At 59.3% G+C, this 12,868-nt stretch carries 9 protein-coding genes; 1 reads left to right on the forward strand and 8 read right to left on the reverse strand.

The window, feature by feature from the left end; genetic code table 11:
• Nucleotides 1-2: 2 nt before the first annotated feature.
• From cas7c to G566_RS14470, 7 genes are all read right to left on the reverse strand, one after another.
• Complete coding sequence (gene cas7c / locus G566_RS0112665; RefSeq protein ID WP_243442455.1) at nucleotides 3-941, reverse strand: type I-C CRISPR-associated protein Cas7/Csd2; 939 nt, start codon at nucleotides 939-941, stop codon at nucleotides 3-5.
• Nucleotides 938-2,770 (reverse strand): type I-C CRISPR-associated protein Cas8c/Csd1, encoded by a 1,833-nt coding sequence (gene cas8c, locus G566_RS0112670; protein ID WP_022681041.1) that lies wholly within the window; start codon nucleotides 2,768-2,770, stop codon nucleotides 938-940. Before cas8c ends, cas7c begins: the two co-directional genes overlap by 4 nt.
• The gene (gene cas5c / locus G566_RS0112675) at nucleotides 2,767-3,441 is read right to left on the reverse strand and encodes a type I-C CRISPR-associated protein Cas5c (protein ID WP_029131651.1); all 675 of its coding nucleotides are present in this window, start codon (nucleotides 3,439-3,441) and stop codon (nucleotides 2,767-2,769) included. The genes cas8c and cas5c overlap by 4 nt, the downstream gene beginning before the upstream one ends.
• Before the next feature lie 76 nt (nucleotides 3,442-3,517).
• Nucleotides 3,518-5,902 carry a CRISPR-associated endonuclease Cas3'' gene (locus G566_RS0112680; RefSeq protein WP_243442456.1) on the reverse strand — a complete coding sequence of 795 codons (2,385 nt, stop codon included), beginning with the start codon at nucleotides 5,900-5,902 and terminating at the stop codon, nucleotides 3,518-3,520.
• Between the two features lie 466 nt (nucleotides 5,903-6,368).
• Nucleotides 6,369-6,485 carry a DUF3310 domain-containing protein gene (locus G566_RS15190; protein ID WP_022681045.1) on the reverse strand — a complete coding sequence of 39 codons (117 nt, stop codon included), beginning with the start codon at nucleotides 6,483-6,485 and terminating at the stop codon, nucleotides 6,369-6,371.
• Nucleotides 6,482-6,673 carry a hypothetical protein gene (locus tag G566_RS0112695; protein ID WP_022681046.1) on the reverse strand — a complete coding sequence of 64 codons (192 nt, stop codon included), beginning with the start codon at nucleotides 6,671-6,673 and terminating at the stop codon, nucleotides 6,482-6,484. Before G566_RS0112695 ends, G566_RS15190 begins: the two co-directional genes overlap by 4 nt.
• Nucleotides 6,674-6,956: 283 nt before the next feature.
• A complete protein-coding gene (locus tag G566_RS14470; RefSeq protein ID WP_169522863.1) occupies nucleotides 6,957-8,657 on the reverse strand; it encodes an adenylate/guanylate cyclase domain-containing protein in 1,701 nt (566 codons plus the stop codon).
• 907 nt (nucleotides 8,658-9,564) lie between these two features.
• On the opposite strand from G566_RS14470, the gene G566_RS15195 reads away from it, so the two are divergent.
• The gene (locus G566_RS15195; protein ID WP_207789933.1) at nucleotides 9,565-9,936 is read left to right on the forward strand and encodes an argininosuccinate lyase; all 372 of its coding nucleotides are present in this window, start codon (nucleotides 9,565-9,567) and stop codon (nucleotides 9,934-9,936) included.
• Nucleotides 9,937-10,532: 596 nt separating this feature from the next.
• Here the strand turns inward: G566_RS15195 and G566_RS0112705 are convergent.
• A complete protein-coding gene (locus G566_RS0112705; RefSeq protein ID WP_169522865.1) occupies nucleotides 10,533-12,632 on the reverse strand; it encodes an adenylate/guanylate cyclase domain-containing protein in 2,100 nt (699 codons plus the stop codon).
• Nucleotides 12,633-12,868: the final 236 nt, after the last annotated feature.

A 12,868-nucleotide genomic window follows, 5' to 3' on the forward strand; every position in this document is an offset into this window, starting at 1 on the left:
GCTCAGCAGCGTTCGATGATCTCGACACCGGCGTGCAGCCCCTCGCGATCGATGGTGACCGCATAATCGGCCCACTTTCGCGCCGGCGGCCAATTGTCAGTGGCATGACTGCCGACCGGCTGACGCGCCCCTTCATGAACGCGCCAGGTCTTGACCCGCTCGAACAACGACTGGGCCTGGGCATTGCCAAGCGCACTCTCATGACGGAACACGATCAGCTTGCGCGTGGCCATCTCACCGCGAGCGGCCGAACGGTCATGCTCGAACATCATTTCGAGGGATTGCCAGAGCAATTCGAGGTCGTCCTCGGAGAACCCGGTGCCCTTCGTCGCGTGGCTCGCCAACGGCGCCGAGATGAAACCATGGGCTCGATAAAGGCCGTAGGGAACGATGTGCTTGCGGCCCATCGTCCGTCCACCCTTTTCATCAGCGTCCTTCTCAGTGGTCGCGGCCATACGGGTGATCGAGATTTCCAGCGGGAGGATGGGCTCAACCGAACGCGCGAACGTCAACTGCACCGGTCCGCGCACTTGGCCGGCATTGACGCCGGTCGTCATCACGGCCCCAAAGGTGCGGATGTCCCAGAAATTGCCGCACATCCAGGCGGTCAGTTCCCGGGACTTCTGCTGGTCCTTGGGCAGCTTCTTGAAATCCTCGTCCTTGGTCACCTCGGGCAGAACCGCGCCCCACGCCTTCTTGTGCTGGTTGTTGAGCGTGGCGCCCTCGCTCATGTAGATCTCGAAGCTAGGCAGATCGCCCTTGGCCGTCGCAACAAAGTTGCGGATCTTACGCTTCAACGCCACGTCAGACACGAGCCCGAGGTTCGTTTCCGGATCGAGACGCGGCATGTTCCCCGCGTCCGGGTCGCCGTTGGGGTTCCCATTGGCAACGTCGAAATACAGGACAAATTCATAGCGGTTGCAAACGGGGGTGCTCATCATTCGGCCTCGTGGTTGCCAGTGGTTTCATTCAGGTCATCGGACGAAATAATCTCGCCCTTGTCACTGCTCAGCTTGGCGCTTCGCTGGTGGTAGTATCCGACCACGAACTCGCCCTGGTCCTGCAGTCTTAGCGAGCGCGGCAGCGTTCCCTCGGGCCGCGGATCGAAGCGGCCATTGATCTCTTCCAGCTCCCGCTCAATGAGCGCCGCCCAGCCAGGCCTGTTCTTGCGCACTTTCGCCAAGTGGTTCTGCGCACCGCGGACAACGAGCGGGAAGACGCTCGCCGGCGTGGCGGACGCCGCCGCAAAATAGCGATCGCGAATGGAGGCATTCACCCGGCCTAGGGCAGCCCGCTGGGCAAGCTCATAAACGGCGAACAGCCGGCCCAATTGGTAGCCCGCATTGGCGTGGTCCCTCTTCAAACTCATCGGCGTCTCTCCTTGTTCGGGAAGCTCGGGATTTCGGCGGCCAAGGCGGACCAGCACCGCCCGGATCACGGCCGCATGCCAACCTGAGGCGGGGTCATCACCTGCGCGCAGGCGGATCAGGGCGGCGCTAAACAGGCTGAACGGATAACGCCCGCCTGTGAGCACTGCCCGCATCATTTCCCCGGCCAAGAGCGGCGGGATATTTTTGTATTCACGCTGCAAGGCCGTGGTGTTGACTAGAAGACGGTTGACCGATGGGGCAGCGCCCCAGCCCCTCGGCAACGGCTCAATGGCCAGATCCCGGTGGTGGTACGCAAGACGCTGGGCGAAAGCGTCCAGTGTGTCAGTCATCCAGAACCGAACAGACAAACGGGACGCGTTGGGGGAAAGGCCAAGAACATGGAACCGCGTGCCGTAGACAATGTCAGCGTGCAAATCGCCGAGCGGCTTGCCCTTGGCAACTGCCTCCAACTGCTGGCGCATCTTCAGCGCCTGGTCTTCATCGGATACATCGCTGTCGAGCCATTGCGCAAACAGGGCATCCGCAGCATTCTCCGCAGCGGCGTTGCTGGCATCCGCCCAAAACACAACGGTTGCATCACCGACAGGACGCTTCAACCGGTTCGGCCCATCCCGCGTAAGCAGGTGATTGAGGACAGCGCCATAGCGAAAAGCCGCCCCTTCCGTCGTGGGTGCATTCTCCCCCTGCTCCTTACCATATGACCTAAACGCAGGGTCGTTAAATGAAACCAACACGGCGCCCGACGACTGGGCACCTTCAACGCCCTTGATCGTGGGATGAAGGCGCGCAGGGGGACCGACTTCCCCGGTGACGAGGCAGGAAACTGCCGCCAATGGTTCCTGGGGATCCTCTGCTTCTATCAACGCTTTGGCGGCGGCGCGTTCGTGCAAAAAACACAGATCGCCATCAAGCCGGAACATCACGTTGGCATCGAGCATATCGGTATGAAAAGGAGATCTACCAAAATACTCGGGGCGCCAACCCTCGATAAAACGTCGAAGTGAAGTAAGTCCTACATCATTAGAATCGAAAAGACGATCAATATGCAAGGAACGAAATGCGTTCCAATGAACATTAGTGTATTGCCATTTATTCTTTTCTTCAGTCCGCGTAACGCCAAGTGAAAATTTTGTATTGTCCCATAAAAAAAATGCACGTGGCGTCGTGCCCGGCCGCGGAAACGAAGCTGGCACACGATATTGCTTGGGGGCCGGCTTCTTCCCCGAAACGTCGCGCAAATCCTGCACGTCAACAACCTGACCCGCGGGGTCGAGGACAATACACCAACCAAATTTTTCAGGGCTCCACCCAGGGGCAGCCACCTCTCCGCGTTCGTCGAGGCGCCGGTAATAGGCATCCAAGGCGTGAAGAACGCTCATCGAGCAACGTCGTCCGCCCAGAACGGCGGCACATCGATCACGCCATTGCGCATCTCCGCCCGGAAAAACCGGGACTCGTTTCGTCCGTCCGTGAAATCGATGTCGTGCAACATCCAGCCAAGGTCAGCATCGCGACGACCAGCGGGGAGTTTACTCGCTGGCAACGGATCGCCTTCGGCGAGCAACGCAAACTCCGCCGCGAACTCACGGGTGCCAAGGCACGGACGATGAAAGCACTGCCCCTGCGCTGCCCGGCGCTGGAACATCGCGGCGTGCTTGGCCGGGCTATCATCCGGCCCGGCCCGATCCGTCATCGAGAAATGGGCCTCGATGACATAGGCGACATCGACCAGGATCAAGGCGGCTCGCTGTTGTCGGTTTTCATCAACCAACAGGCCAAGGCCTTCGGTATCGCCACGTTTCATGGCGGCCGAAGCAGCGCTTACATTCACCTTCGCACCCACCTCGTTACGCCGGATGGACTGAAAGCGAATGGGCTTCAGGATATGGATGCGATCGACATGCCAACGGACGGCGGGTTTCCAGTGGATCGCCTCCAGAATGCCGCGCGCTGCCGAGGGGGTGATAACGTCGTAGCTAACGCGCTCCACCTTCATCTCGGGCCTGGTGAAACAGGCACGCTCGCCCCAAACATGCAAACGAACAGCCACAACCCATCCTCTGGTTCAGTGAATGCACAACAGGGTTTCCCCGGTTCGTCAAAAAGACGTCGGAACCATTGCCCAGTCAACAGAATATGTTGTTCTCTGGCGACCGGATTGAAGAAAAATCGTCCATTTTTAAGCCAATATCTGGGTCGTATGTTGTAGGCACTGTTCCTGGGTGGCCCTCCAACAGGACGATAAACCGGTCACCATAATCGGCCGGACGGATCACTTGCGCTTGCCCGTTTGCCAACAGCGCATCACGGACATGGGGGGGGACTGACACTACATACTGCTGCAAGCGGCGTTGCACACCCGCGGGCGGCACCGGCGAAAATGTCAAAGCCCGAACAGCATCCCTGGCGATGTCATCGTATGGAATGATGACCGGATCCATCGTCTCGTCGATCAATCGAAATGCCGAGGCAATGCGGGCGTAAGGAAAGTCGGCCGTCCGGGCTGTGTGCCGTAGAGCAGGGACAACAGCAAACTTCTCGCCTTCAGGCAGTCGCGCGGCATCCAGGGCTTCATAGCCTTGCTGCCAGTACAGGGCTTCGTGATAGTCGCGAATAGCGTCCAACCCCAACACGTCGTCAATGTCGCGTCGCATCACCTCGCGCGCAGGTCCATAAAAAGCTTCAATCGTAGGAGGTGTCTTACGACCAGCGGTCTCGAACACGACCACGCGGCCGAGGCCAGCCTGTCGACCCTCGCGATTGCAGCGCCCGGCCGCTTGAGCAATGCTGGCCAAGCCGGCTGCCGCACGCCACACTTCTGGAAAATCCACGTCGACGCCGGCTTCGATTAAACTGGTCGACACAAGGCGCACCGGTCGTCCAGCCGCCAAGTCCTCACGCACTTTAGCCAGGACCTCTCGTCGATGCAGGGCGCACATCAAGGTGGTGAGATGGCGACATCCCTCAAACCCCTCGGCGCGCAGCTTGGCAAACAGCTCCCGCGCATGGGCGCGGCTATTGACGATGCAGAGCATCTGGCGCTGCTCGGCGAACCGAGCCACGATTACATCATCATCAATGGGCTGGCGCAGCCACTCCACCCTGACGCGCTTCAGCTTCTGGTACAACTCGACAGGTTCGAGCGCCAATTCGCGTTCGGGCGGTATGTCCAACCCCTCTCGCTCTCCGGTGCGCTTCATCTGCTCGCTCTGCGGCAACGCCTTGTCATCACGGCGCAAGGCAGGCTGCGTGGCAGTGCAGAGTATGACCGTTGCTCCATAGTTCTTGGCCAACTCGTCCATGGCCGCCATGCATGGTCGAAGAAGATGAACCGGGATAGATTGAACCTCGTCCAGGACGATCACGCTTTTCGCCAGATTATGGAGCTTACGGCATCGTGACGGGCGCGCGGCAAACAGACTTTCAAAGAATTGGACCGCCGTCGTGACAACGACCGGGGCGTCCCAGTTTTCGGCATCGCGCCTCAGTTTGGCGAGGCCCTGGACACCCTCTGCTTCGGTGTCATTGCCAGTTGATGGTGGATTCTGGTCCCAGTCAAAACTGGAGTGATGCTCCAGAACAGCACCCGCGCCCAATCCCACCTTATCGCGAAAAACAGCCGCGGTTTGTTCGATAATCGACGTGAACGGGATGACATAAACCACACGCCGCAACCCATGGGCAGCAGCGTGCTCCAAGGCAAAACTCAACGAAGTGAGGGTCTTCCCGCCCCCGGTCGGCACGGTCAGGGTGAACAATCCCGGTGAGAGCGCGGCCTTGGCATTCGCGTGATCAAGAATGGCCGAGCGCAGTCGATTGAGCTCCGTATCAACGCGACGATGATCCTTGAGGAAGGCGCGAAGCGTGTCGCGATGCTGTGCCATGATAACACCTCCCCGGCGGGGTGGTTCACTCCCATGCGCTTCGGCGTAGAAGCGTTCGGTTTCTAGGAAGTCCGCATCCACCAAGCAGGAAAATGCCATCCGTCCCAGGAAAGCGAGACTGAATGACCTGTCGATCCCATTTACACCACGGCCAATTGGCATCGACAGGAGTTGCGCCAGTAACGGCAAGGAGCCAGCTTCCTCTTGCCAGCCGGTATAATCTTCGACCTGTTTGTCCAACCGGCCGGAAAGATCCGCACCATCCATCAAACCGCCATGGTGGGCAGCAATGCCATACGCCATCAGGCGCCCGATAGGCCCATTGCCGAAAAGTTGCACAACCTCTTTGGCGCCGGCGGTGCTGTGATCGGGCCCTCTCGCTGCGCCGGCGCCAACCGGCTGGCGAATATAGGCTTGATATGCGGCTGAACACTTGCCGATATCATGCATGGCACCCATGACATGAGCCATGGACGCCGCGCCAAAATGAGACGCAAAATCGGCCGCACGCGAACCAACTGCGGCCAAGTGAACTGACAATGGCTCCCAGTGCTCGTTATCGCGGCCGGCAACTGAGTGGGCAAAGAGACGCAAGCCGATCTCCTCCTCCACCGTGTTTGAGCTCACCCTGTTGGCTCCTCAATTAGCGAATTAATACAATATGATCTGAAGGGCTAGAATAAGCTGCCTGTTGTGGAGTCAACACCATACGCGACAAAGTCGGTGTCGGGTACTACCGGACGCTTTAATGGATTGGATCGCGCCGGGTTTGCAGGAGGCTGTTTGGTTTCCGCCCACGCCATCGCGGCCCAACGGCCAACCCCAACGCGAATGACAGTGCCTCAAGTTTCCGCAGTTCCGCAAGTCTCCTACTGCGCTCGGCCTTGGCCGCTAGCGTTTCCCCGCCATGCCTATACTGCGGGTGGCTGGCGCCTCGCCTGATCGTGCCCGGCTTGCGTGCGCCATGGTATCGGCAAACAGCCATTCCGAACGCGGCTGGGTTGCGGCACTGATCCCCGCGCGCCTTGCACTTGGCTGTGCAGCGCTGGGTTTTGCCTGAGATGATGTTCGGGAGGGGCATCAACGGGTTTTCTTACATTCCCTCAAGGCAGTAGCCGGCAAACTCCTCTGGCGTCAGCTTGGCCTGTAGGTAGTCAATCGTCTCGATGCCGCCGACCTTGTAGTGGTCGGGATTGACTGCGTCCGTCATACGCCCAGCCTCGCCATCAGTTCGGCACGTTCCCGCGCGCTACGCAGCATGGTGTACCGCTGGTGCAGACGCCGCACGATCCCGACGCGACGGCGCGTCGCCATCTCGACATCCAGCAGGCGCTTGACTTCGTCCTCCGGCATGGACGTGAGCGCGGCAGCCAGCGACCGCCAATCAACCTTGTCCATTCTTCAACTTCTCCATTGCACAATACAGGACATGGCACGTTTTTCGTGAACGGCCGACCAGATGCGTTCGTCAATCGTTTTTTTCAGTCAGCATCACATAGACCTGCACGGCAGGGCGCTGGCCGCCCCCACAGTTCCGAGCACTCCGGGCAGAACTGGTTCTGGCCCTCTGAAACAAAGCTCATCGGCAGAATGAAGAGCGTATCCCGCGGCATCGGCTTTCTGATCCTCTTGTTGCGGGGCCATCCCGAGCGAAACAGCTCCCTTCGCGGCGGCTGAGCGGTCATTTGGTGGCCAGCCGCCACACACCGTCCCAACTGGCCGGCGGTGCGGCCATTAGCTGCCGGCAACGGGCCAGCAGGGCGATAGAGGGGCCATCATCGGGCAGCAGCGCCAGAGCGCGGGCAAAGCCGGCTTCGGCCGCGCTCCAGTTACCGGCGCGATAATGGGCAAGCGCCTCGGCATAGAAGCCGAACAGATCGGCCCGGTCGGCCGGCAGGCTATCGGCAAAGCCCGCCAGCTGATGGATCACCATCGGCTCGCTCTTGCCGCTCACCATGATGGTGTCGATCTCGCGGGTGGCAATGGTCACGCCGGCCATGTCGGCGGTGGCGCCATCGATCAGCATCTTCGTGCCGTAAATTTTGTTGGTCGCTTCAAGCCGCGAACAGAAATTTACCGCATCGCCGATCACCGTGAAACTGCGGGCGTTGTTTGGCCCCACGCTGCCTACCACCACCTCACCGGTCGCCAGCGCGGCGCGGAAATCAATGCGCGGCACATCACGGCGCAGGCCTACTATATCGGGCACGCGGGCCTGAAAGGCATGCAACAGCGCCCGCTGGGCCAGCAGCGCAGTGCAGGCGGCGCGGGCTTGGGTAGCCGGATCGGCAAAGGGCGGCGCCCAGAAGGCCATGATCGCATCGCCGATATACTTGTCGACGATCCCGTTATGCTCGCGAATTGGACCGGTCATATCGCTGAAAAAGGCATTGAGCAAGGCAACAACGCTGCTGGGGGCCAGCCGCTCGCCAAGCCCAGTGAAGCCGACCAAATCGGAAAAGTAGATGGTGGCAAGCTTTTTTTCACCGCCGGTTGCGCTTGCGCCGCCCTCGATTAGCCCAGAGACAACCCGCGGATCGATGAACTGGCCAAAGGTCTCCTTGATGCGGTCCTTTTCCTTCAGTTCGATCACCATGGCGTTGAAGGCGCGGGAAACATCACCGATCTCATCCCGCGTGGTGACTGTGACGTTAGCCTGATCTAGCTGGCCATCGCGGACCGCCCGGGCACCGGCCTGAAGGCGCAAAATGGGGCGGGTCAGGCCGCGGGCTACCAACCAGGCCAGTGGCATGCCGAGCAGCGTGGCAACCGCGATCATCAGGATATTGGCGCGCATGGCCTGTTCCTGATTGGCGGTGACGGCAAGGCCGATCTCGGTCACATAGGCTTTCACCTCTGTATCAACGGCGGCCGACAGGCGCATCACGTCATCGGCCTGCGCCTGAACGTAAGCTAGTTCCACTGGGGTGGCTTCAAGCCGGCAGGCCGCCAGCGTGAGGCGCGACAAGCGGAGATGCTGGAACCGCAGCTCGGCGATCATCGGCTCCAGCCGCTGCAGCTTCATCCGGTCGCGTTCAAGAGCTGAGATGCGCGCTCCCAGCGCCCGGGCCGCTTCAGCCCGGAAGCCGACAATCTTACCAGCGCTGGCCTCGGAACGGGCGTCCACTTCGCAGGCCGCAACTGCGGTGGCATCAGGCGTTGTGGTGCTAAATTTCGCGGTCACCCCCTGCTGACGGGTGATATCGCGCAGGTCGTTCAGCGCGCCGACCAGCGGAAAGAGCGAACGGCTCAATGTCTCCAACTGGCGCTGCACGGACTGGCTCGACGATGCCGACCAGACCGAGGCTGCCGCCAGCATTACGAGCAGCAGCACGGCCATGCCAAAAATCTTGAAGCTGATAGAACGTAAGAGGCTAGCCATAGCCAACATAGCCACGAGCGGCACTGCCTTACAAGCCGATATCCCGCATCCGGTAAGCTTGAGGTCATCTGGATCTTCGAGCAGTCGCACCTCTCCCGCCAATGGGACGCTGGACCAGCTCGGCATCACCCGGCCGTAATCCCCGCTGGATGAATGAGGTGGTCCCGGAAAACCGGACACGGTGTTCGGCTGCTCCCGATCAGAGGGATGGACGGGAATGAAGCCCACGAGATAGCGCCACAGCGCGGACTTCAAGGCCAAGTTTGCGCTGGAGGCGATCCGCGTGGACCCGACGCTCGCGGCGCTGGGCAGCAAACACGGTAGCCCTGCTGATATTCAAGCGCTGAGACGCGATTACACTCGTCCGAGGTTGGGCTGCTGCTGCGTCGCCCAGCACCGACGCCGCCCATGTCGCCGTCCCCAAATCGATCGAAATCCTCTTTGCACGCCGAACCGCCCAAATTTGGACCCTCTGGTCTCTCTGACCCCTTTTCCTATACAGACCAGCCTGAGTTATCTGATTACTTTCAGTGCATATGTTAAGGAGAGAGGCCAGAGAGGCCAGAGGGTCCAGAGTATGGTTACTGAACCGCAGTCGAGCACTTGGATGCGCCATTGGGCATATCAACAAGATCGGGCGCTCTGGGTAACGCACCGGGCAACATTGCCACGTTTGGCAGCTGCGCATCGAAAAGCGCGGCGATCTGCAGCGCAGCGCTTCTTCGCGTCCTCGGGTTTGACGAGTGGGAAGAGCTATGGCAAATTAAATACTAGCGGATGAGCATATCGTGGACGTCATCGGCGGGGAGCTTGCGGGATGTAGGCCTAGCGATGTGGTGCCGGAGGATATGGGAGCATCTTCTACAGCCGGCGCCTCTACGGTTAGGGCAGGCCAATGGAGAGATAAATGCGCATTGCCAAACTTATCATGTTTTGCATTTTTGGCGTGGCAGCGATTCTGCCTTCGCCAGGGTTGGCTGATGGCAAGCAGAACTTCTCATTAGAAAACCGCACTGGCTACAAAATATCTGAAGTTTACGTTTCACCAGGCAAGGCGTCGACCTGGGAAGAAGACGTTCTCGGTGAAGATGAATTGGCAAATGAAGAAACCGTCACTATCCGTTTTTCGCGGTCAGATAAATCCTGTAATTGGGATTTAAAAGTTGTCTATGATGACGGGGATACTTCCGAATGGGAAGATTTTGATCTTTGCAAAATTTCTATTATTCGTTTATTTTACAACAGAAAGAAAGGTACGAGCTGGGCTGAAACGGAGTAGAAACCATATTTTATAGCGCCAAAAGCGGGCTTTGAGCTCATGCACAACCCTGCCATCTGAAAGCAAGTCATCACGGTGAAGCTGACAATTAGTGCGCATATTTTCTAGGATAGCCCGTGGATGCAGGCAATGGCGTAATGCCTAGCCGTCGCCTCGCCCAGTTAGTTACAGCCAGCCAGTAGCATCGCTTTTGGCCAGTGCCGCAGCATCTCCCGGCAGTATTCGTCTAGGTGCTGGCCTTTGTCGGCCCGCCTCTTCATTGGTATGCTCAGCCCCTCCGATTGCTACGGATCGCTGGCGGTCGCGGTACCTCTGCCGGCGCGCCTGCACATCTAGCCCTTATCAGGGACATTGTGCGAGGCTGCGCGTGGTTGGAGAAGCAGGGGGCAAGTCAGGTCAGATCAAGCGAGACGTGCTTGATCCGCTGGAGAACGCGTTTCCGAGTTTGGCTTCGCGGGGACAACAATGGGCATGCGAGGGCACAAACACTCTGAATACTGACATTCTCAGGTCAAATTGCGCTTAAGGGTTCCGCCTTCCCAGCAGTTGGAGGCACCGGCAAACACGACGCGGATCAACCCAGCCATTGCTCGCCACTATTTCTGCTGCATCACCTCAGTACCGCTCCAGCCGGCCTCTGGCGGGGCAAGAGTATAACGCTCGGCGCGTTCCAGGAGCGTGTCGGCTGCAAGGTCTCCCGGGCGCAGGGCCGCTGCCGCCTGAAAATGCTGGCTCGCTGCCTCAACGGAGCCGGCCCAAAGGCAGGCAAGGCCCTGTTCATAGGCATCGCGCGCCTGAAGCCTGCTGGCGTCCACTTCTCCAGTGCGCCCCAGAAGTTCATAAACGACAGTTCCCTGCTGCCGGCCTTTTACGGCAACCCGGTCGAGGCGGCGCCATTCAAAGATATTGCCGGTTTCATCGCGCAGTTCTTCGGATGCCATGATCGACGTGCCATAAACCTTGTTCAGTCCCTCCAGCCGGCTGGCGAGGTTCACGGCATCACCCAGCGCGGTGTAGGCAAAGCGCTCCTGCGTGCCCATATTGCCGACGACGACGTCGCCAATGCCAAGTCCGATCCGCGCGCGAAACTCAACCCGCTGCCCGGCGAACTGCGACAGGCGGTGCTGGGCATTAAGGGCAGACTGGCAGGCGCGAACGGCATGATCCGGCAGCGCCGATGGCGCGTTGTACAAGGCCATGATGCCGTCGCCCATGAACTTGTCGACAGTGCCGCCCTCATCAATGATGGCGCTGGTCATGAGCTCGAAATATTCTTTCATGGCCTCCACCAGATCTTCTGGCGAGAGCCCCTCCGAAATCGCCGTGAAGTTTGCGATGTCGGAAAAATGGAGACTGAGGCGGCGGCGTTCGCCGCCAAGTGTTGCCTCTTGGCCGTCGGCTAGCAGGCTTCGCACCAGATCCTTGGGCACATAGTGACCAAAGGAACGCAGGCTCGCCTTCATGGACTCGATGGACAGATTGAGACTGGCGATTTCGCGCACAATGGATCGCAAAGGCACCGTGCTGGAGAGATTGAACTGGCCGATGTCCTTGAACTCCCCCGTAATCGCGGAAACCCGGCGGGAAATGTTGCGGCTCACCAGGCCGATCAACAACAGCTCAATCGCAATGATCAGGATAATGATGGCAGCAATGTCACGATTGGTTTCCTTTAACCCGCCAATGAAATCGTCCGTCGGAGAGATCGTCAGTATCTCCCAGTCCTTGCCGAACTGTGACGGGAATGGCTTGCCAGCAACGATGAACTGCTGACCGGATTTATCAGTGAACAAATGGGGATGTTGAACGGCTTGGTCTCTGAGGCCGATGGCCTGCGTAAGCGTGGGATCAGCGATGTCGTTCAGGCTTGGCAGCGCCTCCTTCGCGGCGTTGCGGGGCACCATAAGGTCACGGTGGGACGCGGCGATAAGCCGGCCCGATTGATCATAGATCAGGGTGATGCTGTTGGCGCTCAGCCGATGTTCGTCGAGATAGGCGGAGATGTTGGCGAGCGTGATGTTTGTGCCCACAAAGCCGACGAAGGCGCCGCCTGAAAAAACCGGCGTGCCAAGTGACATGACCAGAGAGCCTGTGTCGGGATTGATGGCCGGCTCGCCAAGGGCAAACCGGCCAGTTGCCTTGGCTGCCATGTAGTGGGGCAATTGGCGCAGATCGAGTTTGGTTGGCTCGGTATAGGCGTTGCCCGTACCTTCACCCCAGGCTGCATAGAATGTTCGGTGGCGGACGCGGGCGGCACCGGGGGCATAGGCGTCGATATAACCGGCGTGCCAGTTTGCATTGCCGGGGATCAACGGGTCCGATCGGCGTCTGTCGGCGTCGATCCGCGAGACCACCCGGTGATAGCCATCCTCGAAACTTGTGTAGATGGCGTCGATATGGTCTGCGTCGATCAGGGCATGCCACAGCAGGTTGTTGGCGCTGTCTGCGCGGAATTGCCGGGGATTGGCAGCAGTAACCGCGGCGACAATCGCCATGTTGCGGGCAACGGAATCAATCAGTTCGACTGATGCCTGCTGTGTTTCAGCCATGTTGCGGTTGACCTGCCGCTCTAGGTTGGCGAGCGCCGAGCGTTCATTTTCCTGATAGCTGTACACAAGGATGCCCAGCAGTGGCGCCACGGCGAAGAGCGAAAACATCAGAAGCGTGACAACGCCAAAACTCAACTGAAAGCGCAAAGGCCGGGGCCCGAATGCGTGCGACTGGGACATTTTCAACCTTGGTGAAGAGGACTTGGGGAGATTATCCACCCCAAGTTTTGACGATCGGCGAGGCAGTGAGAGTTCACGTCAGGCTTGGCCCGGGGTGATTGGCATGCCGTATTGGCTTACAGCCCGGTAGAAGGGATATTTGACGGACATTGAGCATTGCGCGGTTGGCGCACAAAGCGAATGTATCAAGCAAGGTGGCGCGA

The organism is Sandarakinorhabdus limnophila DSM 17366, assembly GCF_000420765.1.
GTDB lineage: Bacteria > Pseudomonadota > Alphaproteobacteria > Sphingomonadales > Sphingomonadaceae > Sandarakinorhabdus > Sandarakinorhabdus limnophila.

What these genes read in the sequence shown, in the direction of transcription:
- cas7c (WP_243442455.1), bottom strand. Translation starts at nt 941, where the DNA reads ATGATGAGCACCCCCGTTTGCAACCGCTATGAATTTGTCCTGTATTTC.
- cas8c (WP_022681041.1), bottom strand. Translation starts at nt 2,770, where the DNA reads ATGAGCGTTCTTCACGCCTTGGATGCCTATTACCGGCGCCTCGACGAA.
- G566_RS15190 (WP_022681045.1), bottom strand. Translation starts at nt 6,485, where the DNA reads ATGACGGACGCAGTCAATCCCGACCACTACAAGGTCGGCGGCATCGAG.
- G566_RS0112695 (WP_022681046.1), bottom strand. Translation starts at nt 6,673, where the DNA reads ATGGACAAGGTTGATTGGCGGTCGCTGGCTGCCGCGCTCACGTCCATG.
- G566_RS14470 (WP_169522863.1), bottom strand. Translation starts at nt 8,657, where the DNA reads ATGGCTAGCCTCTTACGTTCTATCAGCTTCAAGATTTTTGGCATGGCC.
- G566_RS15195 (WP_207789933.1), top strand. Translation starts at nt 9,565, where the DNA reads ATGCGCATTGCCAAACTTATCATGTTTTGCATTTTTGGCGTGGCAGCG.